This is a genomic window from Nisaea nitritireducens (genome assembly GCF_014904795.1).
Taxonomy (GTDB): domain Bacteria; phylum Pseudomonadota; class Alphaproteobacteria; order Thalassobaculales; family Thalassobaculaceae; genus Nisaea; species Nisaea nitritireducens.
Genome location: NZ_JACZFS010000036.1, coordinates 1 through 24,535, shown reverse-complemented (window position 1 = coordinate 24,535; position 24,535 = coordinate 1). Strand labels below are relative to the sequence as shown.

Here is a 24,535-nt window from a genome sequence, read left to right as displayed (position 1 = left end):
GATCCCCCCGGAATCAAATGTTCTGGGGGGAACGATCCATGAGTAGAGGGCTTTGCATCATCACCGGTGCCAGCCGCGGTATCGGCGCGGCAACAGCCGTTCTGGCCGCGCGCGACGGTTGGGACATCGCGGTGAATTATGCCGGTAACGAGGCGGCAGCCCGCGCCGTTGCAGCCAAGGTCGAAGCCGAAGGACGCAAGGCCGTCGTGATCCGGGCGGACACCTCGAAGGAAGCCGAGATTGTCCGGCTCTTCAACGAGGCGGAGGCGGCTCTCGGTCCGGTACGGGGATTGGTCAACAATGCCGGGATCACCGGCAAGATCTCCCAGGTCCGGGACATGTCGGAGGCTGCGATCCTCGAGGTCATGCAGCTCAACGTGATCGGGCTGATGCTCTGCTGCCGAGAGGCAGTACGCCGGATGTCGAAGAAGGATGGCGGCGCCGGCGGTGCCGTCGTCAATCTCTCCTCGATTGCCTCCCGGCTCGGCGCGCCGAACGAGTTCACCCATTACGCCGCGTCCAAGGGGGCGGTGGATTCATTCACCACCGGCTTTGCCCGTGAAGTCATTGCCGAGGGCGTGCGCGTCAACGCGGTGGCTCCGGGCATGATCGACACGGACATTCACGCCAGCGCCGGTGCACCGGACCGGGCGGCTCGTCTCGGCCCGACCACACCGATCGGACGCGCCGCCGCGCCGGAGGAAGTGGCGGAGGCTATTGTCTGGCTGCTCAGCGATTCCGCGGGATATTGTGCCGGCTCGATCCTCGAGGTGGCGGGCGGACGTTGAACCGGACCTGTATGTGCCACGGCTTGAGGGCCTCTGAATTGAAGGCCCCTGACTTGACGGCGGCGGCGACTTGCGCGACTTGTGTCCGCCGAGGGGAACGGTCCGAATGGCCCGTCCGACGGGAGAACGAACTGTGACTCACGAAGGGCCGCTGGCCCGCTATGAAGCCCTGATCGCCGAGGGTTCCGTTACCGCCGATCCGGCACAGGCAGCGGCTGCCGCTAAACTTCAGTGGCTGCACGACCAGCTGATCGATTACCGCCCGCCGCAAGCCAAGACGGGCTGGACGGCAAAGCTCGGCTTTGCCCGAAGCAAACCGTCCACTCCGCCGAAAGGCCTCTACATCTATGGCTCGGTCGGCCGCGGAAAATCCATGCTGATGGATCTGTTTTTCGACGGCGCGCAGGTCGAGCGAAAGCGGCGTGTGCATTTTCACGAATTCATGCGTGAGGCGCATGAGCTGATCCATCAGTGGCGGCAGGAGAACAAGGTCTCGAAAACGGCGGAGCCGATTCGTCCGACGGCCCAGAAACTTGCCGACAGTGCCTGGTTGCTTTGTTTCGATGAGTTCGAGGTTCGGGACATCGCCGATGCGATGATCGTCTCCCGTCTGTTCTTCGCCATGTTCGAGCTGGGTGTCGTGGTCGTCGCGACTTCCAACAGGGCGCCGGACGAACTCTACAAGGACGGACTTCAGCGCGATCTGTTCTTGCCGTTCATCGGTATTCTGAAGGCCCGGCATGAGGTGTTCCGGCTGGATGACGGGGAAGATTACCGGCTCGGACGGATGCGCGGGCAGACCGTCTATCACGTTCCTTGCGGTCCGGAAGCGGATGCGGCGCTGGACCAGACTTTTGCCGAGATGACGGATAATGCGGAAGCAAAGCCGGATTCGATCAATCGCAAGGGCCGGGAGATCGCGGTTCCGGCTGCTGCGTCGGGCGTTGCCCGGTTCGGCTTCCGGGATCTCTGCGATGTGCCGCTGGCCGCCGCCGACTTCCTTGCGGTTGCGGAACGATTTCACACGGTGATTATCGCCGACATCCCGATCCTTGGCGCGGCGAACAGGGATCAGGCGCGCCGTTTCATGACCCTGATCGACGCGCTCTACGATCAGGGCGTCCGCTTGGTCGCGTCGGCCGAGGCCGTGCCGGAGAAGCTGTATGACGGTGAGGACTGGGGTTTTGAATTCGACCGGACGATTTCCCGGCTCATGGAAATGCAATCCTCTGATTACTTTGAATCGCGCCGGCGCTGAAGCGCAAGAATAGGTTATGGTGCAATAATTTGCCTAATATATGCAAAAAGGCTTAAATTTAAATATAACTCTTAAGAGTAACTTAAGATAGAGCCTGATAAAGCTCACGGACGGCAGAAGGCCCCGTATAAAAGCCATCTCATCCGGGAGTGTGTTATCGCATACGCCATTGATTTTTCGGCACAGCGTAGTCCGTTTGTTCCTGACCGCGATCAGGACTCCCTTCACACGCTCCGTTGCAACATTCTCCCGCTGCGTACAAAAGGACTCACAAAGGTCCGGCTGATCAAGAATGTCCGGATGGAAACCCGCATCGAGCTTTATCGCGAAGCGGGCATGGGCAGCGGACAGGTCGCAATCGACGAGCTGCCGGACTTCATGAGTACGACCGACGATCTCCTGCACCACGATATGCCGATGCTGGTTAGCGTCGGTGAGATGGAGAGCTTCGATCCCTATTCCCTGCGCCGGGGCCTGAGGGCTGCGGGTATCGAGATCGCCAATCTTGAAGCTTTCATGCTGAGCGATGCGAAGAAGCGCGAATTGCAGCCGCATATGCGGAACCTGACGCGACCGCTGCTGCAGTATGTGTTCAGCGCGAGCAATATCGAACTGTCCGATCCGGAAATGCTTCGTGACCGGCTGCTTAACGCAAACAGCTCTACCGTGCTCCAGCGGATTAACGGCCTTGCCTCGGCTCTGGAGACGTCACGCGAAGACCTGCCGGATCTGCTTGAGGATTACGGCGACGTATTCCTCTCCCTCGGTTTTTACAAACAATATCTCGCGGAGATCGGGCCACGGATCGCGCTGCTTCGGGACTGGGTCAAGGAAGCGTACCAGGTGCCGCATATCGGCAAGGACCCGATGACGGGACCGGCGCTGCTCAAGACAGAGCGCATTCTCGGAGCGTTGCATCAGTCCCTGAAGCGCCGGTTCAGCAATTTCGAGAACAAGACGGACATCCGGTGGGAACGTGTGACCGTCGGAACATTCAACCAGGTGCGTGCCTTGATCGCCGATCACCAGGCGAGCCTCGCGGCTGTTCTGTGCGGGCTTACAGTCAAGGTTTCTGAATGGGAAGCGCGTTTTCCCGGCGGTGGCGGCAGCTTTGAGCGCCGCGCCGATTTCGTGTTGTCAGACCTCCGGTCGGGACTTGACCGCATGACCGCGATCGAACGCGAAGCGTCCACTTTCGAATAGGCCCCAGAAGAGCCCGGTACCGCGGTAGCCGTACCGCGTGTTCTACCCATTGCCGCGAGACAGCATGCCCGGATCGACCGTCCAGCAAGATAGTGAACGCCTCGTCATCGACCGCGAGGACCGGGATTCCATCAACACGTTTGCCTGTGTGGCGCTCCCTGTCCGGAACAGGGGGCTATTCCGTCTTCGGCTGATCAAGAATGTGCGGCTGGAAACCCGGGTCGAACTGTTTCGCGGAAGCGGGATGGGCAGTGGCCAGTTCGGCATCGATGAACTTCCGAACTACGTCAACCGGGACGAAGATCTGATCAAGCATGACATTCCGCTGCTGAAGGAAGCCGCCAGGCTTCCGGCGTTTGACTGCTATTCCCTGCGTCGCGCGGTCCGGTCCAGCGGCATCGATGTGGAAACGGCAGACGTGCTTAGTCTGTCGAACGAGAAGAAGCGCGAGCTTGCCGGCCATATGCGCAATCTGACCCGGCCGCTTGTGCGGCACGTTTTTGGCGATGCCGGGATGGATATTACGGACCCCAGCAGTTTGCGGGACATCATGCAGATGGCGGATAAGGCCGCTGCTCGGAAGAAGCTTGAGCTGTTGTCCGAGGTCCTGGAAGCGGATCTCGATAGCCTGCCCGAGTTGCTTGAAGATTATGGCGACGCTTTTCTCTCTCTTGGTTATTACCGGAGCTACCTCAATCTGATCGTGCCGCGCGTGAAGGAATTGCAGGGCTGGATCGAGGAAGCGATGGAACGTGGTTCTTTCCGCAAGGGAGATCCGGCGATCAAGCGCATGAAGCAGGTATCTTCCGCCATGGACCACGTCGTCAAAAGCGTCGTGGAACGTTTCCGGGAGTTTGACCGGAGAGCTGTGTTTGACTGGGAAGTGCTGACGCTTGAGGAATTCCGTACGGCGCGGCAGCAGATCCTCGAACATCAGGCCACACTGGCAGAAGTGCTCTGCGGTATCGCGGTCAAAGTTTTCGAGTGGCGCAGCCGTTTTGCCAAGCCGAACGTAGGAATTCAGCAGCGCGTGGACTTCGTATTGTCGGATCTTCAACCGGGTCTGGATCATCTGCTTCAGGTTGAGAGTTCGGCCCCGCGCTTCTGATCTTTGCGCTTTGTCGGCATGCGGGACCGGCAGAGCCCTTGCGGGGGTGCCGGAATCGCGCTACACCGCGCCTCGGTTTTCCGCCGCCCAGGAGGAGGCCGAAGCCTTGACGGCGCGGCGGATCTGTCCCGAATCAGAGGAGTGGGGAACAAGATGGCTCGCAACAAGATCGCGCTGGTCGGCGCTGGGAATATCGGTGGCACGCTGGCGCTGCTCGCCGGCCTGAAGGAACTCGGCGACGTGGTGCTCTTCGATATCGTTGAGGGCATCCCCCAGGGTAAGTCTCTCGATATCGCGGAAGCGTCCCCGGTCGAAGGCTTCGACGCCAAGATGCTCGGCGCGAACGACTACAGCGCTCTCGCAGGCTCCGACGTCGTCATCGTCACCGCTGGCATCCCGCGCAAGCCGGGTATGAGCCGCGACGATCTCATCGAAACAAACACCAAGGTCATGAAAGCGGTTGCCGACGGCATCAGCGCGAACTGCCCGAACGCGTTTGTTATCTGCATCACCAACCCGCTCGACGTCATGGTCGGTATCTTGCAGAAGCTGAGCGGCCTGCCGGCCAACAAGGTCGTCGGCATGGCCGGCGTGCTCGACAGCGCCCGCTTCCGCTATTTCCTGGCCGAAGAATTCAAGGTCTCCGTCGAAGACGTCACCGCCTTCGTGCTTGGTGGTCACGGCGACACCATGGTGCCGCTGACCCGTTACTCCACCGTTGCCGGTATTCCGGTTCCGGATCTGGTGAAGATGGGCTGGACCACGCAGGAAAAGGTCGACCAGATCGTTCAGCGCACCCGTGACGGCGGTGCCGAGATCGTCGGCCTGCTGAAGACCGGCTCCGCTTTCTACGCGCCGGCGTCTTCCGCCATCCAGATGGCTGACTCCTACCTCAAGGACAAAAAGCGCGTTCTGCCGTGCGCGGCGCAGTGCACCGGCGAATACGGCCTCGATGGCCTGTATGTCGGCGTGCCGTGCGTGATCGGTGCGAACGGTGTCGAGCGCATCGTCGAAATCGAGATGAATGCAGACGAGAAAGCCATGTTCGATCATTCGGTCGGCGCGGTGAAGAGCCTGAACGAAGTCGCGGCTAAGTTCGGCCTTTAAGGTTGAGGTGGTGGTATACGGTATACCACCACTTGTTATCAGGTGGTTCGGTGCTACAGTGTGACTGCGGCACCGGGCCGCTTCCCGCGTTAGGGGATTAAGCTGGCCGGTCAGGCTGGCTGGAGCAACGGCTTCGGCGGTTCTCGCGCCAAAACCGGTGCAAGGGAAATGGGAGAGCCATGAACATTCACGAGTATCAGGCCAAGCAACTCTTGGCCAAATTCGGTGTTGCAGTGCCGCGGGGCGGCGTTGCTTACACCCCGGAGGAGGCCGAGAAGGTCGCCAACGAGCTTGGCGGTCCGGTCTGGGTCGTGAAGTCTCAGATTCATGCCGGTGGACGAGGCGCAGGACGCTTCAAGGGCAATGAAAACGGCGCCGGCGGTGTCCGCGTCGTCAAGTCTGTCGCGGACGTCAAGTCCAACGCGGGCGAGATGATCGGCGCCACGCTGGTCACCAAGCAGACAGGTCCGGCCGGCAAGGAAGTCAGCCGCATCTATGTCGAGGAAGGTTGCGATATCAAGCGCGAGCTTTACCTCAGCCTGCTGGTCGACCGCGACACCAGCCGCGTCACCGTGATGGCCTCGACCGAGGGCGGCATGGAGATCGAGGAAGTCGCCGAGGCGACCCCGGAAAAGATCATCACCATCGCCATCGACCCGGTGACAGGCCTGCAGGGCTTCCATGCCCGCCGCATCGCCTTCGCGCTGGGCCTCGAAGGCGACCAGGTGAAGTCGGCGGTCAAGTTCCTGTCGGCCATGTACAAGGCCTTCACCGATCTCGACGCGGCGATGGTTGAAATCAACCCGCTGGTCATCACCGGTTCCGGTGACGTGATCGCGCTCGATGCCAAGATGGGCTTCGACGACAACGCGCTGTTCCGGCACAAGGACGTGGCCGAGCTGCGGGACGAGAGCGAGGAAGACGCTTCCGAACTCGAAGCCGCCAAGTACGAGCTGAACTATGTGAAGCTCGACGGCAGCATCGGCTGCATGGTGAACGGCGCGGGTCTCGCCATGGCCACCATGGACATCATCAAGCTCTATGGCTCCGAGCCGGCGAACTTCCTCGATGTTGGCGGTTCGGCGACGAAGGAGCGGGTCACCGCCGCCTTCAAGATCATTCTCTCCGATCCGAACGTCGAAGGCATCCTGGTGAACATCTTCGGCGGCATCATGCGCTGTGACGTGATCGCCGAAGGCGTCGTCGCGGCGGCCAAGGAAGTCAGCCTGCACGTGCCGCTGGTCGTGCGGCTGGAAGGCACCAACGTCGATCTCGGCAAGCAGATCCTCGCTGATTCCGGTCTGCCGATCACCTCCGCGGACAATCTCGCGGACGCGGCGGAAAAAATTGTCACTGCGGTGAAGGAGGCAGCCTGATGGCCGTTCTGGTCGACGAAAATACGAAAGTCATCTGCCAGGGTTTCACCGGAAGCCAGGGCACGTTCCACTCCGAACAGGCGATCGCGTACGGCACCAAGATGGTCGGCGGCGTCACCCCGGGTAAGGGCGGTCAGAGCCACCTCAACCTGCCGGTGTTCGATACGGTTATGGAAGCGAAAGACCGGACCGGCTGCAACGCCTCGGTGATTTACGTCCCGCCGCCGTTCGCTGCCGATTCGATCCTGGAAGCCATCGACGCGGAAATTCCGCTGGTGATCTGCATCACCGAAGGCATTCCGGTGCTCGACATGGTCAAGGTCAAGCGGGCCCTTTCCGGCTCCAAGACCCGCCTGATCGGCCCGAACTGCCCCGGTGTGATCACGCCGGACGCCTGCAAGATCGGTATTATGCCGGGTCATATCCATCGCCGCGGCAAGGTCGGGATCGTCTCCCGCTCGGGCACGCTGACCTATGAAGCGGTGGCCCAGACCACGGCGGCCGGCCTTGGCCAGTCGACCTGTATCGGTATTGGCGGTGACCCGGTGAACGGCACCAACTTCATCGATGCGCTGGACCTGTTCCTCGGCGATCCGGAGACTGAAGCGATCATCATGATCGGTGAAATCGGCGGTTCCGCGGAAGAGGATGCGGCCGAATTCCTTCGCCAGAACAAGGTGAAGAAGCCGATGTGCGGCTTCATCGCCGGTGTCACCGCGCCTCCGGGCCGTCGCATGGGCCATGCCGGTGCGATCATCTCGGGCGGCAAGGGTGATGCCAATTCCAAGATGGAAGCCATGAAGTCTGCCGGCATTCTCGTGGCCGACAGCCCGGCTTCGCTCGGGACCACCATGGTCAAGGCGATCAAGGGCTAAATGACGTGTCCGGACGGCATCAAACCGCTGCCGTCCGGACACAGTCTTGAGATTTTTTGCCATCTGCCATGCAGAACGGCTTCAAGTTAGTAATTTCTTAGCTAGTATAAGAAGATGCTTGCCTGTGCGGCGCTTTGCCGCAAGGGTTACCTAGGCCCTGCGCGAGGGGCGCGCGGAGCCGAAACAGACAGGACCAACAGCCACTTCGCAAAGGGGCAGGTTCCAATATGGCGATGGCAGTGAGCGACCAATCCTTTCTTTCAGGTGCTAACGCACCTTTCATCGGTGAACTCTACGAACGATTTCTCCAGGATCCGGCCCAAGTAGACGAAAGCTGGCGCGATTATTTCGCTGACCTGCACGACGATGTCGGTCTGGTTCAGGGCGATGTGCACGGACCAAGCTGGGCAGACCGCGGCAACCGTGTCATCGGCGGGACCGGCGAGGCGGCAGACGGCTCGGGTCCGGTTACGGACGAGAAGCCCGCAGCCGCCGCAGACCCGCTTATAGGCGGCGATATACGGCAGGCCAGTCTGGATTCGCTCCGGGCGATCATGCTGATCCGGGCCTACCGGATCCGGGGACACCTGAAAGCGAAGCTCGACCCGCTCGGTCTTGAGCCGCCGACACCGCACCCCGAACTCGATCCCGCTCATTACGGTTTCACCGAAGAGGATTGGGACCGCCCGATCTTCATCAACAATGTCCTCGGCCTGGAAACAGCCACCCTGCGGCAGATCATCGAGCTGCTGGACCGCACCTATTGCGGCAGCATCGGCGTCGAGTTCATGCATATGCAGGACCCTGATCAGAAGGCCTGGATCCAGGAGCGGATCGAGCAGATCCGCAACCGCACCGAGTTTACCGAGCGCGGCAAGCACACGATCCTCGAGCGGCTGACCGCCGCCGAGACCTTTGAGCAGTTTCTCGGCCGTAAGTATGTCGGCACCAAGCGTTTCGGCCTCGATGGCGCTGAAAGCCTGATCCCGGCGCTGGAGCAGATCCTGAAGCGGGGCAGCCAGATCGGCCTGGAAGAGGTCGTGATCGGCATGCCGCACCGCGGCCGCCTTAACGTGCTCTGCAATTTCATGAGCAAGCCGTTCCGGGCGATCATTTCCGAGTTCCTCGGCAACCCGGCGAACCCGGAAGACGTCGGCGGCTCCGGAGACGTGAAATATCACATGGGCGTCTCCTCCGACCGCGAGTTCGACGAGAATAACGTCCACCTGACGCTGAATGCGAACCCGTCCCACCTTGAGATCGTCAATCCTGTCGTAATTGGCCGGGTTCGGGCGAAACAGGCTCAGCGCAACGATCCTGATCGCCGCAAGGTGCTCGGCATCCTGATGCATGGCGATGCGGCTTTTGCCGGCCAGGGCGTGGTGGCCGAGACTTTCGCCTTCTCCGATCTGCGCGGTTACAAGACCGGCGGCACAATCCATGTCATCGTGAATAACCAGATTGGTTTCACCACGGCTCCGGCCTTCTCGCGCTCCTCGCCCTATCCGACGGATGTCGCGAAGATGGTCGACGCGCCGATTTTCCACGTGAACGGGGACGATCCGGAAGCCGTCGTGCACGTCACCCGGATCGCCATCGAATTCCGCCAGGAGTTCGGCGTCGACGTGGTTATCGACATGTTCTGCTATCGCCGCTTCGGTCACAATGAGGGGGATGAGCCGATGTTCACCCAGCCCCTCATGTATTCGAAGATCGCGACCCAGAAGACCACCCGTCAGCTCTATGCAGAGCAGCTTGAGCGCGAAGGCGTGATCAAGGCCGGCGAGGCCGACAGCATGGTCAAGGAGCATGACGACAACCTGAACAGCGAGTTCGAGGCCGGGCTGAACTACAAGCCCAACAAGGCCGACTGGCTTGAAGGCAAGTGGTCCGGCTTCACCAAGGCGCATGGCGATGCCCGCCGGGGCGAGACCTCGGTCGACAAGGACACGTTGCGTGAGGTCGGTATGAAGCTGACCGAAGCGCCGGACGGCTTTGCCATGAACCGCAAGCTGAAACGTGTTGTCGAGCAGCGCCGCAAGGCGATCGAGAATAACGAGGGCATCGACTGGGCAAATGCCGAGAGCCTCGCTTTCGGAACCCTGCTTGTGCAGGGCGACGGCGTCCGGCTCAGCGGCCAGGATTCCGGCCGCGGCACTTTCTCCCAGCGGCATTCGGTCTGGATCGACCAGAATTCCGAAGAGCGGCACATTCCGCTGAACAGCCTCGGCACGGAACCGCTGCATTACGAAGTGATCGACAGCCCGCTGTCCGAGGCGTCGGTGCTCGGTTTCGAGTACGGTTTCAGCCAGGCGGAGCCGAACATTCTCACCCTCTGGGAAGCCCAGTTCGGCGATTTCGCCAACGGTGCCCAGGTTGTGGTCGATCAGTTCATCAGTTCCGGCGAGCACAAGTGGCTGCGTATGTCCGGTCTCGTGATGCTGCTGCCGCATGGCTATGAAGGGCAGGGTCCGGAGCATTCCTCCGCCCGCCTCGAGCGCTATCTGCAGCTCTGCGGCGAGGACAACATGCAGGTCGTGTACTGCACCACGCCGGCGAACTATTTCCACGCACTGCGCCGTCAGCAGCGCCGCGATTTCCGCAAGCCGCTGATCGTGATGTCGCCGAAATCCCTGCTGCGCCACAAGCTCTGCGTCTCGACGCTGGACGACATGGCCGATGGCACCAGCTTCCACCGTGTCATGTATGACAACGAGATACTTTGCGACGACAAGGACGTGAAGCGGGTCGTGATCTGCTCCGGCAAGGTCTATTACGACCTTTACGAAGAGCGGGCCCGGCGCGGTCAGACCGATGTCTTCTTCCTGCGCCTTGAGCAGCTCTATCCGTTCCCGCGCAAGGCGTTGATGGAAGAGCTGGCGCGGTTCCCGCAGGCCGAGGTGGTCTGGTGCCAGGAAGAGCCCTGGAACATGGGTGCCTGGTCCTTCGTCGATCGCCGCATCGAGAGCGTGCTGGTTGAGCTCGACGGGGTTTGCAAACGTCCGCTCTATGCGGGCCGGGAAGAAGCGGCCTCGCCCGCCACCGGCAACCATGGCAGGCACGTTCGCGAGCAGGAAGCACTGGTTCAGGAAGCGCTCGCCGTTGGCGAGGAGATGAGCAAGGGCAGCCGGTACGCGGCCGAATAATCCAAACAAATACCAGCCGCCGGCCCATCCCCGGCGGCAACTCACATGACGCGCCGGTCATGGCGCAATAAAGAGAGAATGGACGGAAAAATGGCGACGGAAATCAAGGTCCCGGTTCTTGGGGAATCGGTGTCCGAGGCAACTGTGGCGCGCTGGATGAAAGCCGTCGGGGATGCTGTCGGTCTTGACGAGCCCCTGGTTGAGCTGGAAACGGACAAGGTGACCCTTGAGGTCAACGCGCCGGCCGCTGGAACCCTGCAGGAAATCGTCGCCGACGTGGACGCGACCGTCGGTGTCGATGCGCTGCTCGGCGTGATCGCCGAAGGCGCTGCACCGGCCAAGAAGGCGGAACCGGCCGCCAAGCCGGCGGAAGCCAAGGCCGAAGCCGCTCCGGCGCCGGCCGCCAAGGAAGCGCCGAAGCCCGCTCCGGCTGCTGCCGCGGCGCCCGCCGCTGCCGGGACCCACGAGGTGAAGACCCTGTCTCCGGCCGTGCGCAAGCTGGTCGAGGACAACAACCTGGATCCCGCCAAGATCAAGCCGACCGGCAAGGACGGCCGTCTGGTGAAGGGCGACGTGCTGGCCGCGATCGAAGCCGGCACCGCCAAGGCTTCCGCCTCGGCTCCGGCCGGTGCGGCTCCTGCTGCCGCCGGTCCGCTGCCGCCGCGTGCGGACGATCCGCGCGAAGAGCGGGTGAAGATGACACGCCTGCGCCAGTCCATCGCCCGGCGCCTGAAAGAGGCCCAGAACACCGCCGCCATGCTGACCACCTTCAACGAGGTGGATATGGGCGCGGTCATGGGCCTGCGCTCCGAATACAAGGATGCGTTCGAGAAGAAGCACGGCGTGAAGCTCGGCTTCATGTCCTTCTTCGTGAAGGCCTGCGTTGCTGCCCTGAAAGAGCTCCCGGCGGTCAATGCCGAGATCTATGGCGACGAGCTGATCTACAAGAACTACTACGATATCGGTGTCGCGGTTGGCACGCCGCAGGGCCTGGTCGTGCCGGTTCTGCGCGATGCGGACGATCTCAGCTTCGCCGGTGTGGAGCAGGGTATCGGCGATCTCGGCCGTAAGGCGCGGGACGGCAAGCTCACCATGAAGGACATGACGGGCGGCACCTTCACCATCACCAACGGCGGCGTCTACGGCTCGCTGATGTCGACCCCGATCCTGAATCCTCCGCAGTCCGGTATTCTCGGCATGCACAAGATCCAGGACCGTCCGATGGTCGTGAACGGCAAGGTCGAGATCCGGCCGATGATGTATCTGGCGATGAGCTACGATCACCGCATCATTGACGGCCGCGAGGCGGTTACCTTCCTGGTCCGCGTCAAGGATGCGCTGGAAGATCCGCGCCGCCTGCTGATCGACATGTAATTTCATCGCGCGCGGGCCAGTCCCGCGCGCGGCCTTTCAAGAACGAGCTGGACAAGAGAGCGATTTATCATGGCTGACAGCTACGATCTCGTCGTCATCGGTGCGGGCCCGGGCGGTTATGTGGCCGCCATCCGCGCTGCGCAACTGGGCATGAAAGTGGCGTGCGTCGAAAAGCGCGCGACCCTCGGGGGCACCTGCCTCAATGTCGGCTGCATTCCCTCCAAGGCGCTGCTTTCCTCGTCGGAGAAATATGCCGAGACCCAGGATCACCTGAAAGACATCGGCATCGATGTCGGCTCCGTGAAGCTGAACCTGAAGCAGATGATGGCCAACAAGGCCAGCGTCGTCGAACAGCTCACTGGCGGCGTCGCCTTCCTGTTCAAGAAGAACAAGATCGACTGGAAGACCGGCTCTGCCGTGGTGAAATCCGCGACCGAAGTCGAGGTCACCCCGGAGAAGGGCAAGAAGGAAGTGCTCAAGACCGAGCGTGTCCTGATCGCCACCGGCTCCGAGCCGACCCCGCTGCCGGGTCTCGATATTGACGAGAAGAAGATCGTCACCTCCACCGGAGCGCTCGATATCGCCAAGGTGCCGGATCATCTCGTGGTCATCGGCGGCGGTGTGATCGGTCTCGAAATGGCCTCTGTCTGGTCCCGTCTCGGTGCCAAGGTCACGGTCGTCGAGTTCCTCGACCGGATCGTTCCGGGTATGGATGGCGAGGTCGCCAAGAAGTTCCAGCGTGTGCTGCAGAAACAGGGTATCGAGTTCAAGCTCGGCACCAAGGTGACCGCGTCCAAGAAGACCAAAACAGGTGTCTCCCTGACGGCCGAGCCCGCCAAGGGCGGGGATGCCGTAACCATCGATGCCGACGTCGTGCTGGTCGCCATCGGCCGCCGGCCCTTCACCGAAGGCCTCGGCCTCGACAAGGTCGGCGTCGAGATGGACAAACGCGGTTTCATCCCGGTCGATGCGGATTTCGAAACCAACGTCCCGGGCATCTTTGCCATCGGCGACGTGATCCTGGGCCCGATGCTGGCCCATAAGGCCGAGGAAGACGGTGTCGCTGCGGTCGAGACCATGGCGGGCCAGTCCGGCCATGTGGATTACAATCTGGTTCCGGGCATCGTCTACACCTGGCCGGAAGTTGCCAGCATCGGCAAGACCGAGGAGCAGCTGAAGGAAGCAGGCGTCGAATACAATTCCGGCTCCTTCCCCTTCACGGCCAATGCCCGTGCCAAGTCCGTCGGCATGACCGAGGGCTTCGTGAAGATCCTCGCCGACAAGAAAACAGACGCGGTGCTCGGTGCCCATATCATGGGCCCGGAAGCCGGCAACCTGATCCACGAAGTTGCGGCCGTTATGGCCTTCGGCGGCTCCGCCGAGGATATCGGCCGGATCTGCCACGGCCACCCGACCCTGGCCGAATCGGTCAAGGAAGCGGGCCTCGCGGTGAACAAGGCCGCGATCCACATCTGATCGGGCTATCTGAGATCAAACAGAAAACCGCGGCCTTCGAGCCGCGGTTTTTGTTTATGTGCTTCCCCAAATCGTCATCCCGTCGAAGGACGGGATCCACTGGCACGGACCCAGCCCGACGTTCCATGGACCCCGACCTGCGTCGGGGTGACGATGAGAGAGAGAGAGTGATTACCCTCTCATATCCTTCGCATCCTGATGCCGGCTCAGTGGCAGCCACAAAGAGAAGGCCAGCGGGGCGAGCTTTGGCAGCAGCACAGGGTCCGGGGCGGTGATCGGTAGCGGCAGATCTTCGTTCGCCCCACCCGAAAGCCAGTAGGCCAGTTTGCGGCCGAGGGCGGTGGTCATGGCGATACCGCGTCCGTTGCAGGCGATGGCGGAGAACGCGCCGTCGCCGAGCTGCATCAGCCGGGGCATGTAATCCCGCGCGGCTGCAAGGCGGCCCTGCCAGGCGAACTCAGCTTCCAGCGTCGGCAATTGCGGCAGCAGCTCCTGCAGCCGGCCAAGGTGATGCGTGCGGCCCCGTTCCAGCGAACCGAGCGGGTTTGCCAGCAGGCCGCCGGTGACGATCCGGTTGTCGTTCGTCCAGCGATAGGCGATCAGGTCCTTGCGGGTGTCGGCGGAGCAGCGGTCGTTCGGCAGCACGCTTTTCCGAAGTTCGGGATCGAGCTGCTGAGTCGCCACCTGGAACAGCGTGATCGGGAACTGGGTGCCTTCGGCCTTCGGCGCGAGGCCGCCGCCGGTGCTGTTGGTGGTCAGCAGCACCCGGTCGGCGATCAGTGTGCCGTGATCGGTCTTCAGGTGCCATTCGCTGCCCTTTTTTCCGATCTCATTGGCCCGGCTGTCGATATGCAGCGTGACCCCTGCCTTCACCGCGGCATGGGCCAGCCCGCGCACGAAGGCGAGCGGGTTGATATGACCGCCGGTCGGGTCGAGGAAGGCGCCGTGATAGGACTCCGAGCCGGTCTCGGCCACCGCCTCGTCCCGGGAGAGCAGCTTCACCGGCCGGCCAAGCCCCTGCCACTGCTTCACCCGGTCTTCCAGCCAGTCCAGTTTCTTCGCGGTGTGGATCGGCTGCATCCAGCCGGTCTGCTTGCCCCAGCAGTCGATCCCGTGCCGCTTGATCAGGTCGAACACCAGATCGCCACCCTCGCCGAGCATACGAACCAGCAGGTCGCCTTTCTCCGGCCCGAATTTCTCTTTTGCATAGCGTGGGTCGAGACCGGTGAGGAGATTGGGAACGACGAATCCGGTATTGCGCCCGGAGGCCCCGAACCCGGCCTCGTCCGCTTCCAGCAGGGTCACCTTGTGCCCGGCCTCGGCCAGATGTAGCGCGGTCGAGAGACCGAGAAAGCCGCCGCCGACAAGCGCTATCTCCGTCCGCGCCTCACCTTCAAGGCGGGTGCAGACCGGACCGGCGGGAGCGACGGAATGCCAGAAGGAGCTCTGGAAACTGATGGAGGGGTGTGGCGCATCGGCCAGGCTTTCCCAGATGGTCGGCGCGTAGCCTTTATGCGCAATCTCGGGCATCGGCAGTTCCCTGTTCCGGCGGTATGATCAGAGTGGCGTGCTGTATGGATGATGCGGCCGCCGGGTGACTTGATGAAGAGCATGGCCGAGCCGGCGGGGCCGCGCAAGCTCACTCGGCCGAACATTTTGGCGAAATGAATGAGGAGTATTCGGGAGATGCGGGTTGTCTTGATAGCCCTTGGCTGTGCGCTTCTGTGGTCCGGCGTTGCCCGGGCTCAGGATGTGACGGAGGGGGAGCTCAACGCCGAGATGCGGTTCCAGGGCGGCCAGTACGTCTTTCATCACGACTGGCAGGTCGAGACTGGCGATGTGACCTGCGACGGGTTTCAGGACAAGGTCGCCGGCTATGTAAGCCACGATAATCCGGACGGCACCTCGTTTCTGATGGTTGTGGTGACGCATGAGAAGGGCGAGTTGATCTCGGAGGCCGTGCTGCCTTTCTTCGACAGTGGAGACCAGATGGGGCTGTGCGGCGATGGTAACCCGCCGCCGAAGATCTCGCTGGAGCAATTCACCGAGCAGGAAGTGCGGGAGATGACCGGTATCGACGGCGCTTGTCCGGTCGCGATCATCCTTGAGGACGGGATGTGCGACCTGCACTATTATTTCTGGGTGCCGGACTGGGAAGAAGATCGCAAGCTGGTGTTTTTCCGGAACTAGCGACGCCCTAATTGTCCCTCGGATGGGCGCGACGGTGTACGTCCATCAGCCGTTCCGCATCCACGCTGGTATAGCGTTGCGTCGTGGAAAGCGAGGCATGGCCGAGCAGTTCCTGAATAGCCCGCAGATCGCCGCCGCCGGCCAGCAGATGTGTGGCAAAGGAATGCCTCAAGGCATGGGGCGTCGCGGTTTCCGGCAGGTCCAGCCAGCCCCGTGCCAGCCGCATGGCGCGCTGTGCGACACCGGCTTGCAGCCGCTTGCCCCGGGCACCGAGAAACAGCGGATCGTCCGGCCCGCCGTGATAGGGACAGCGGGCGACGTAATCGTCGATGGCGGCGCGGACGGCGGGCAGTATCGGCACGATGCGCTGCTTGTTGCCCTTGCCAGTGATGGAGAGCGTATCGCCAATCGGCAATTCGCCGCGATTGAGCGCCAGTGCCTCGCCGATCCGTAATCCGCCTCCGTAGAGCAGGGAGACGAGGGCGACGTCACGGGCCGCGATCCACGGCTCCGACGCTAGATCGCCGATGGCATCGAGCGTTTCCGCCGCTTCGGTGACGGTCAGCGCTTTCGGTACCGAGACGGGAATCCGCGGCCCCCGGATGGCGAAAACGGCAGCGTTTGCAATCACGCCCCTTCGTTCGAGAAAACGGAAGAACCCGCGGACGACGGACAGGGCCCGTGCCGTCGAGGTTTTCGCGTAGCCTTTCGAGGCCCGGCGCGCGAGATATCCCCGGAAGTCCGCAGGCTTCAAGGCGGCAAGGTCGGAGATGCCGGGAGCGGCGCCCAGATGGTCCTGCAGAAAATCGAGAAACTGTTCCAGATCCCGCTCATAGGCGGACAGCGTGTGACCCGAGGCACGCTTTTCACTCGCCAGCCATTGTCTCCAGGCCTGTACGGCGCCAGTCAGGTTCGTGATGGTCTCGGTACTTGTCAGCCCGGAAGGTTCAGCCATTGCCGGATGGTCAGCTCCGTGGTGCGGGCAAGAAAGCTCAAAAGCTCGGTCGCCTGCCCGTGATGATAGGCCTCGCTGTCCCGTGTTCCGAAAGCCATCAGGCCCATAGGCGAGTGCGGGCTGACCTGGATGCGGGTTAGCGCCATGGAGGAAACCAGTCCGGCGGCCGAGCCGAAAATCTCCTCGTCGCCGTCGACATTGGCGGCCAACATCACATCCTTGCCGACGCCGATCTTGCGGTCGATGGTCCCGGCCGGGATCGAGCGCACGCCGGAGGCGTAGGCCTTCGGGATCGGCACGTCGCCTGCCTCGATGCAAAGTGTGACCACATCGATGCCGAGCATGACCGGCAGATCGATGGTCACGGTCTGGATCAGGTTGTCGAAGGAGTTCGCAGCTACGATACGCAAAATCGCCGCATGGATGCGGTTCTGGGTAGACTGGTTGCCGCGCGCGGTGGCGATCAGCCCGGCATGGGAATCCTTGAGCCGCTGATTCTCCGCGCGTAACCGCTCCAGCATGAAATGCTGCATGTCGACAACCGCCCCGCCACTGGTTCGGCTTGGCGGGGTCAGGATGTCGATCAGTTCCGGGTGCTCGACCAGAAAATTCGGATGGGAGGAAAGGTAATCCGCGACCTGTCCGGCAGTCATCGTCGCGGCAGGCTGATTTGCCGCCTGCTTGACGCTCTTCTTGCCTGGTTCCGCCGCGGAGCCCTTGCCTGTCATCGCTTGCCGCCCGTCCCTAAAGGATGCTCTGACCGGTCTTCGCCCAGTCCTTCAGGAAGGCGTCGAGGCCCTTGTCGGTGAGCGGGTGGTTATACAGGCTGCGCAGCACGGCCGGCGGCAGGGTGGCGACATCGGCGCCGAGCTTGGCGGCGTCGATGACATGCTGCGGGCCGCGCACGGAGGCGACCAGGATCTCGGTATCGAAATCGAAATTCGCATAGATGTCCGCGATATCCGCGATCAGGTCCATGCCGCTGATGCCGATATCGTCGAGCCGGCCAACGAAGGGCGAGATGAAGGCGGCACCGGCCTTGGCGGCCAGCAGGGCCTGCCCGGCGGAGAAGCAGAGCGTCACATTGACCTGAATGCCATCGTCGCTCAGCGCCTTGCAGGTTTTCAGCCCGTCGACTGTCAACGGCACCTTGATGGCGATGTTGTCGGCCAGCTTCAGAAGCAGTGCGGCCTCTTTCATCATCGTCTCGTGGTCGGTCGCGGTGACTTCCGCGCTGACCGGTCCGTCGACGACGTCGCAGATTTCCTTGATCACTTCGAGGATCGGTCGGCCGGACTTGGCGATGAGCGACGGGTTGGTCGTCACCCCGTCCACGAGACCGGTGACGGCCAGATCCTTGATCTCCGCGACATCCGCAGTGTCGATGAAAAACTTCATGTCGTCCTGTATCCTCGGCAGGTGGTGAATCCGCGCCCCGTATGGCTGAATCGACGAAGCGAGTCTAGCGCATACAATGGCCCGGTGCCAGTGACGCGGGGATGACGTCAGGCGCTTTTCACGGAACTGCAGGAAACAGGGGGGCCGGCACGTCCCCGTGAGATCGACGTCCCGCCGCTGCCTGACCGAGACCGTTGCGGAGTATCGAACACCTCGCCACACTCCGCCTCATGTCCGATCTTTTCCCAGATGAGTCCCGCCGTATCCAGGTGTTGATTCCGCTGCCGTTGGCAGGCCCCTACGACTATCTGGCGGATGCCGAGATGGCGCTTGAATGCGGCAGTATTGTGGAGGTGCCGCTCGGCAACCGGCGCACCACGGGTGTCGTGTGGGCCCTTGATGTGGCGGAAGATCCGGAGAGCGGTCAGGTGGTGCGAAGCCGCCTGAAGCCGGTGATTCGCGCCTTGCCGGTGTCGCCGCTGCCGGAAGCGGTTCTGAAGCTGGTGGACTGGACCGCGTCCTATACGCTGACCGCCCAGGGCGCCGTACTGCGCATGGCCATCAGCGTACCCGATGCGTTTGAGCCGGCAAAACCGGTCACTGCCTATGCCGGGCTCTCTGGCGGAGTAGAGGCGGTGGAAGCGCTCGGGCTGCGGCTGACACCGGCCCGTCGCCGGGTGGTGGAGCTGCTGTCGGACGGCCCTCCGCGCACGGCGCGGGAGATCGCGGATGAGGCCGGCGTCGGCACATCTGTTGTCAAGGGGCTGGCCGAGGCCGGGGGGCTGGCGAGTGTCGCCCTGCCGGCAGACACACCATTTCCTGAGCCCGACCCGGACCTGCCGCGGACAACGCCACTCTCCGAGGAGCAGAAGGAGGCGGCCGACGCGCTGTGCGAGGCGGTCAGTGCCGAGAGTTTTGCACCCGTTCTGCTCGACGGCGAGACCGGGGCGGGCAAGACCGAGGTTTATTTCGAGGCGGTCGCGACCGCGCTGCGCATGGGCAAGCAGGTGCTGGTGCTGTTGCCGGAAATCGCTCTCTCGGCAGAATGGCTGAACCGGTTCGAGGCGCGCTTCGGTGTGCGCCCGGCGGAATGGCATTCCGAGCTGAAGCCGCGCCGTCGCCGTCATACCTGGCGCCAGATCGCCGAAGGCAAGGTCCGCGTGCTGGTCGGCGCCCGGTCGGCTCTCTATCTGCCGTTTCCGGATCTCGGCCTGATCGTGGTCGATGAGGAGCATGAATCCGCCTACAAACAAGAGGAAGGGGTGATCTATCACGGCCGGGACATGGCCGTGGTCCGCGCCAGCCTGACCCCCTGTCCCGTCGTTCTGGTATCCGCGACCCCGGCCCTGGAGACCATGCGCAATGTCGAGAACGAGCGTTACCAGCATCTGCGCCTGACCGCCCGGCATGGCGCTGCGACCCTGCCGTCGGTGGAGCTGATAGACTTGCGCCGGGAGCAGCCGCAACGGGGCCGCTGGATGTCCCGGCCGCTTATCGAGGCGATCACGGGCGCCCTGGCTGCTGGCGAACAGTCGCTGGTCTTCCTCAACCGCCGGGGCTATGCGCCGCTCACGCTCTGCCGGGCCTGCGGACACCGGCTGGAATGCCCGAGCTGCTCCGCCTGGCTGGTCGAGCATCGTCTGCTGGGCCGCTTGCAGTGCCACCATTGCGGACACAGCGAGCGATTGCCGAAAACCTGCCCCGAATGCGCGGCCGAAGACAGTTTCGTTGCCAGCGGCCCCGGGGTGGAGCGGATGGCCGAGGAAGTCGCGGCGGTTTTTCCCGACGCCCGGTTCCAGATTGTCTCCAGCGATACCTTGCAGGGACCTGCGGCTGCGGCCGAGTTCGTCCGCAGCGTACGTGCGGGCGAAGTGGATATTCTGCTCGGCACGCAGATCGTGGCGAAGGGGTATCATTTTCCGAAACTGACTGTGGTCGGCGTGGTCGATGCGGATCTTGGTCTCGCCGGTGGCGACTTGCGGGCGGCGGAGCGGACATATCAGTTGTTGCACCAGGTGGCGGGCCGGGCCGGCCGGGCGGAACGTCCGGGCCGGGTGCTGCTGCAAACCCATCAACCTGAGAATCCTGTCCTGAAAGCAATTGCGGCATGGGATCGTGACGGCTTCCTTGCAGAAGAGGCCGCGGCCCGCGAACAACAGGGCATGCCGCCCTTCGGACGTCTGGCGGCGATCATTGTCAGTGCGTCGGATGCCAATCAGGCTGACATGGTGGCCAGCCGGATCGGTCGCGCGGCGCCGGATTTCGACGGAGTCTCCGTTCTTGGGCCAGCACCCGCGCCACTGGCCCTGTTGCGCGGACGGCACCGCCGCCGCCTGCTGATCAAGACCAGGCGGGATGTTAATATCCAGGCGGTTCTGCGTGTCTGGCTGGGGCGAGTCGAGATTCCATCGTCGGTCCGTGTGGCAGTTGATATCGATCCCTATAGTTTCCTTTAGGTGCCCGCTTTTTCCCGACAGCGTCACCCACCCTGCGAGAAGCGGCAACCCGCCGCTTGCACGGTCTGAACCTCTATGCTAGAGAACCGCCGCGCTTGGCGGAAACTGCCGTCAACGAGGGTTTTTATTGGTCAATATTCGCCGATAAACGGTGCGCTTCCGAAACGGTGCCCGCTAAACGGCGATAATCTCTGGAATGAGGCGTTCCCTGGTGGCTTCCGAAACGACAGGCTTGGCCGGAAGATATGCTTCCGCCCTCTATGAGCTGGCGGAAGGGGAAAAGGCTTTGGATGCCGTTGCGGGGGATCTGAAATCCCTGCGGCAGGCTCTGATCGAAAGCCCGGACCTCTCTCGCTTGGTGCGTTCCCCGGTCCTTTCACGGGACGAGCAGACGCGCGGTATGGCAGCGGTGCTGGAAAAGATGGGAGCGCATGCGCTGACCCAGAAGTTCCTCGGCACGGTCGCGTCAAACCGGCGTCTTTTCGCGGTGAACGCAATGATCACAGCTTTTCTGGCCCAGCTTGCCGCCCGGCGCGGTGAAGTGACGGCCGATGTGACCTCTGCTATCGAGTTGAGCGACGCTCAGCTTACCGATATCTCCGATGCCCTGAAAAAGGCTGTCGGTCAGAAGGTCTCCGTTAACCTCTCCGTCGATCCGGCTTTGATCGGCGGGCTTATCGTGCGCGTCGGTTCGCGCATGATCGATAATTCAATCCGTTCCAAGCTGCAGCGTCTGCAGCTTGCCATGAAAGGTGTTGGCTGATGGATATCCGCGCCGCTGAGATTTCCTCGATCCTGAAGGATCAGATCGCGAATTTCGGTACCGAAGCAGAAGTGGCCGAGGTCGGCCAGGTTCTCTCCGTCGGTGACGGTATCGCCCGCGTCTATGGCCTGGACCAGGTTCAGGCTGGTGAAATGGTCGAGTTCCCGGGCGGTATCCGGGGCATGGCGCTGAACCTTGAAGACGACAATGTCGGTATCGTTATTTTCGGTGACGACCGTTCGATCAAGGAAGGCGACACCGTCAAGCGGACCGGCTCCATCGTGGACGTTCCGGTCGGCAAGAGCCTGCTCGGCCGCGTGGTCGACGGTCTCGGCAACCCGATCGACGGCAAGGGTCCGCTCGAGGATGTCGAGCGCAAGCGCGTTGAAGTCAAAGCGCCGGGCATCATGCCGCGTAAATCCGTGCATGAGCCGATGCAGACCGGCCTCAAGGCCATCGACAGCCTGATCCCGGTTGGCCGTGGCCAGCGTGAGCTGATCATCGGTGACCGCCAGACCGGCAAGACCGCCATCGCTATCGATGCCTTCATCAACCAGAAGGCCGTGAACGATGCCGCTGGTGACGACGACAGCAAGAAGATGTTCTGCATCTACGTTGCGGTCGGTCAGAAGCGTTCCACCGTCGCGCAGATCGTGAAGACCCTGGAAGACTACGGCGCGATGGAATATTCCATCGTCGTGGCCGCCACCGCTTCCGAGCCGGCGCCGATGCAGTACCTGGCACCGTATACCGGTTGCACCATGGGTGAGTTCTTCCGCGATAACGGTATGCACAGCGTCATCGTTTATGACGATCTGTCCAAGCAGGCCGTTGCCTATCGTCAGATGTCCCTGCTTCTTCGTCGTCCTCCGGGGCGTGAAGCATTCCCGGGTGACGTTTTCTATCTGCACTCCCGTCTCCTCGAGCGTGCGGCGAAAATGAACGACGATCAGGGTGCCGGTTCCATGACCGCGCTGCCGGTCATCGAAACCCAGGCCGGTGACGTCTCCGCTTACATTCCGACCAACGTGATTTCCATCACCGACGGTCAGATCTTCCTCGAGACCGAACTTTTCTACCAGGGCATCCGCCCGGCCGTGAACGTCGGTCTGTCGGTCAGCCGTGTTGGTTCTGCCGCTCAGATCAAGGCGATGAAACAGGTTGCCGGTTCCATCAAGCTGGAGCTTGCCCAGTATCGTGAAATGGCCGCCTTTGCACAGTTCGCGTCGGACCTCGACCCGATCACGCAGAAGCTGCTGGCCCGCGGTGCCCGTCTGACCGAGCTGCTGAAGCAGCCGCAGTACTCTCCGCTGACGGTGGAAGAGCAGGTTGCGGTGATCTATGCCGGTGTGCGTGGCTATCTCGACGAGCTGCCGCTCGGCGATGTGACCCGCTTCGAGCAGGCCTATCTCTCTGAAGTTCGTGCCAAGGGCAAGGACATCCTGGACGCGATCCGGGCCGAGCAGGCGCTGACTGCCGATATCGAAGAAAAGCTGAAGACGTTCCTCAGCGGCTTCGTCAAGACCTTCGCCTGAGGATTGGCAGCTAGCAGAGTCGAGGAGCAAAGATGGCCAACCTCAAAGACCTGAAGATCAGGATCAACAGCGTCAAGTCGACGCGGAAGATCACCTCTGCCATGAAAATGGTCGCGGCGGCGAAACTCCGCCGTGCCCAGGAACAGGCAGAGGCTTCCCGGCCCTATGCGGCGCGGATGAACCGGATGATTGCTTCGCTGGCAGGTGCCGCGACGCAGTCCGGTGGTCCGAAGCTGCTGTCGGGAACCGGACGTGACGATATCCACCTGCTGGTGGTCTTCACGGCCGACCGGGGCTTGTGCGGTGGTTTCAACAGCACGATCATCCGGGCTGCACGGCAACGTGTCCGGGCACTTCGCGGCGAAGGCAAAACGGTGAAGCTGTTTTGCGTCGGCCGTCGTGGCAAGGATGCTCTGAAGCGCGAATTCGGCGACATCATCGTCGGTTCCGTTCAGGACGTGACCCGCAAGGGCGTGGCCTTTGCGTCTGCCGACGAGCTTGCGGCTCAGGTTCTGAAGATGTTCGAAGGTGAAGATTTCGACGTCTGCAGCCTGCTGTTCAACCGCTTCCAGTCGGCGATGACCCAGATCGTTACGAACCAGCAGATCATTCCGGCAAGTGTGCCGGAGGTGGAAGAGGATTCGTCTGCTTCTGAGAGCGGTGCTCTCTATGAGTATGAGCCGGACGAGGAAGCAATCCTGGCTGCGCTGCTGCCGCGTAACGTCGCGACGCAGATTTTCACCGCGCTGCTGGAAAGCAATGCAAGTGAGCATGGAGCCCGGATGACCGCGATGGATAATGCCACGCGGAACGCAGGCGACATGATCGACAAGCTGACGCTGAACTACAACCGTGCGCGTCAGGCGAACATTACTAAGGAACTTATCGAGATCATCTCCGGTGCCGAGGCCGTCTAGGCCGCACTGAAGACACTCTCGATCGAATGGAATTAACGAGGATCCGGATATCCCGGATAGAGGTTTGGAGCTGACTTATGGCTAAGAATGCGACAGGCAAAGTCACACAGGTAATTGGCGCCGTTGTCGACGTTCAGTTCGACGGCGAGATCCCGGCCATCCTGAACGCCCTGCATACAAAAAATGGCGACAATCTGTTGGTTCTGGAGGTTGCTCAGCACCTCGGTGAGCGCACGGTTCGTACGATCGCCATGGATGGAACCGAAGGTCTGGTGCGCGGCCAGCCGGTGGAAGATACCGGCTCCCCGATCCTGGTCCCGGTTGGTCCGGAAACCCTGGGCCGGATCATGAACGTGATTGGCGACCCGGTCGATGATGGTGCGCCGGTTGTTACCAAGACGAAATCCCCGATCCACCGTGCGGCGCCTGATTTTGCAGAGCAGTCGACCGATGCGGAGATCCTGGTCACCGGCATTAAGGTTGTCGACCTGCTCGCACCATATGCCAAGGGCGGCAAGATCGGCCTGTTCGGCGGCGCCGGCGTTGGCAAGACCGTTCTGATCATGGAGCTGATCAACAACGTTGCGAAAGCGCACGGCGGTTACTCCGT

Annotated in this window: 19 protein-coding genes and 1 pseudogene; 16 read left to right on the top strand and 4 right to left on the bottom strand. The window is 62.2% G+C overall.

Translation table 11 applies throughout. The features are described 5' to 3' along the window. Window positions 1-38 precede the first annotated feature (38 nt). The 10 genes from IG629_RS12400 to lpdA all read left to right on the top strand — a co-directional run bounded on the left by IG629_RS12400 (window position 39) and on the right by lpdA (window position 13,711). Window positions 39-788: an SDR family oxidoreductase gene (locus IG629_RS12400; protein ID WP_193172260.1), complete on the top strand. Its 750-nt coding sequence runs from the start codon at window positions 39-41 to the stop codon at window positions 786-788. Between the two features lie 133 nt (window positions 789-921). Beyond that, complete coding sequence (gene zapE, locus IG629_RS12395) at window positions 922-2,046, top strand: cell division protein ZapE (RefSeq protein ID WP_319025071.1); 1,125 nt, start codon at window positions 922-924, stop codon at window positions 2,044-2,046. Between the two features lie 300 nt (window positions 2,047-2,346). After that, the gene (locus IG629_RS12390) at window positions 2,347-3,249 is read left to right on the top strand and encodes a hypothetical protein (RefSeq protein ID WP_193172258.1); all 903 of its coding nucleotides are present in this window, start codon (window positions 2,347-2,349) and stop codon (window positions 3,247-3,249) included. 64 nt (window positions 3,250-3,313) lie between these two features. Then, window positions 3,314-4,357 (top strand): hypothetical protein, encoded by a 1,044-nt coding sequence (locus tag IG629_RS12385; RefSeq protein WP_193172257.1) that lies wholly within the window; start codon window positions 3,314-3,316, stop codon window positions 4,355-4,357. 153 nt (window positions 4,358-4,510) lie between these two features. Next, a complete protein-coding gene (mdh, locus tag IG629_RS12380) occupies window positions 4,511-5,464 on the top strand; it encodes a malate dehydrogenase (protein WP_193172256.1) in 954 nt (317 codons plus the stop codon). 179 nt (window positions 5,465-5,643) lie between these two features. Then, window positions 5,644-6,840, top strand: coding sequence for an ADP-forming succinate--CoA ligase subunit beta (sucC, locus tag IG629_RS12375; protein ID WP_193172255.1), 1,197 nt, complete (start codon window positions 5,644-5,646; stop codon window positions 6,838-6,840). Then, a complete protein-coding gene (gene sucD, locus IG629_RS12370; RefSeq protein WP_193172254.1) occupies window positions 6,840-7,715 on the top strand; it encodes a succinate--CoA ligase subunit alpha in 876 nt (291 codons plus the stop codon). The genes sucC and sucD overlap by 1 nt, the downstream gene beginning before the upstream one ends. Window positions 7,716-7,942: 227 nt before the next feature. Beyond that, window positions 7,943-10,861, top strand: a complete 2,919-nt coding sequence (locus IG629_RS12365; protein ID WP_193172253.1) for a 2-oxoglutarate dehydrogenase E1 component — start codon at window positions 7,943-7,945, stop codon at window positions 10,859-10,861. A gap of 90 nt (window positions 10,862-10,951) precedes the next feature. Then, the gene (gene odhB / locus IG629_RS12360) at window positions 10,952-12,235 is read left to right on the top strand and encodes a 2-oxoglutarate dehydrogenase complex dihydrolipoyllysine-residue succinyltransferase (protein WP_193172252.1); all 1,284 of its coding nucleotides are present in this window, start codon (window positions 10,952-10,954) and stop codon (window positions 12,233-12,235) included. A gap of 69 nt (window positions 12,236-12,304) precedes the next feature. After that, complete coding sequence (gene lpdA, locus IG629_RS12355) at window positions 12,305-13,711, top strand: dihydrolipoyl dehydrogenase (protein ID WP_193172251.1); 1,407 nt, start codon at window positions 12,305-12,307, stop codon at window positions 13,709-13,711. A 171-nt stretch (window positions 13,712-13,882) separates the two neighbouring features. On the opposite strand, the gene IG629_RS12350 is transcribed toward lpdA, so the two are convergent. Continuing rightward, window positions 13,883-15,241, bottom strand: coding sequence for an NAD(P)/FAD-dependent oxidoreductase (locus tag IG629_RS12350; RefSeq protein WP_193172250.1), 1,359 nt, complete (start codon window positions 15,239-15,241; stop codon window positions 13,883-13,885). Window positions 15,242-15,379: 138 nt separating this feature from the next. On the opposite strand from IG629_RS12350, the gene IG629_RS12345 reads away from it, so the two are divergent. Further along, window positions 15,380-15,901, top strand: coding sequence for a hypothetical protein (locus IG629_RS12345; RefSeq protein ID WP_193172249.1), 522 nt, complete (start codon window positions 15,380-15,382; stop codon window positions 15,899-15,901). Window positions 15,902-15,908: 7 nt separating this feature from the next. Here the strand turns inward: IG629_RS12345 and IG629_RS12340 are convergent, their stop codons facing one another. Genes IG629_RS12340 through fsa form a run of 3 tightly spaced genes read right to left on the bottom strand, consistent with a single transcriptional unit; the run spans window position 15,909 to window position 18,254 of the window. Beyond that, window positions 15,909-16,856, bottom strand: coding sequence for a tyrosine recombinase XerC (locus IG629_RS12340; protein ID WP_193172248.1), 948 nt, complete (start codon window positions 16,854-16,856; stop codon window positions 15,909-15,911). Next, on the bottom strand, window positions 16,835-17,584 hold the full coding sequence (locus tag IG629_RS12335; protein WP_193172247.1) for a DUF484 family protein: 750 nt from the start codon (window positions 17,582-17,584) through the stop codon (window positions 16,835-16,837). Before IG629_RS12335 ends, IG629_RS12340 begins: the two co-directional genes overlap by 22 nt. A 16-nt stretch (window positions 17,585-17,600) precedes the next feature. Then, window positions 17,601-18,254: a fructose-6-phosphate aldolase gene (gene fsa, locus IG629_RS12330; RefSeq protein ID WP_193172246.1), complete on the bottom strand. Its 654-nt coding sequence runs from the start codon at window positions 18,252-18,254 to the stop codon at window positions 17,601-17,603. Between the two features lie 230 nt (window positions 18,255-18,484). Here fsa and IG629_RS12325 point away from each other — a divergent pair, with 230 nt between their 5' ends. The 5 genes and pseudogenes from IG629_RS12325 to IG629_RS12305 all read left to right on the top strand — a co-directional run. Beyond that, window positions 18,485-20,710 carry a primosomal protein N' gene (locus tag IG629_RS12325; RefSeq protein WP_193172245.1) on the top strand — a complete coding sequence of 742 codons (2,226 nt, stop codon included), beginning with the start codon at window positions 18,485-18,487 and terminating at the stop codon, window positions 20,708-20,710. A 211-nt stretch (window positions 20,711-20,921) separates the two neighbouring features. Then, window positions 20,922-21,473, top strand: a complete 552-nt coding sequence (locus IG629_RS12320) for a F0F1 ATP synthase subunit delta (RefSeq protein ID WP_193172244.1) — start codon at window positions 20,922-20,924, stop codon at window positions 21,471-21,473. Then, window positions 21,473-23,008: a F0F1 ATP synthase subunit alpha gene (gene atpA / locus IG629_RS12315; RefSeq protein ID WP_193172243.1), complete on the top strand. Its 1,536-nt coding sequence runs from the start codon at window positions 21,473-21,475 to the stop codon at window positions 23,006-23,008. The genes IG629_RS12320 and atpA overlap by 1 nt, the downstream gene beginning before the upstream one ends. A gap of 32 nt (window positions 23,009-23,040) precedes the next feature. Next, the gene (locus IG629_RS12310) at window positions 23,041-23,925 is read left to right on the top strand and encodes a F0F1 ATP synthase subunit gamma (protein WP_193172242.1); all 885 of its coding nucleotides are present in this window, start codon (window positions 23,041-23,043) and stop codon (window positions 23,923-23,925) included. Window positions 23,926-24,002: 77 nt separating this feature from the next. Next, a pseudogene (locus IG629_RS12305) lies at window positions 24,003-24,535 on the top strand (F0F1 ATP synthase subunit beta); the annotation flags it as partial.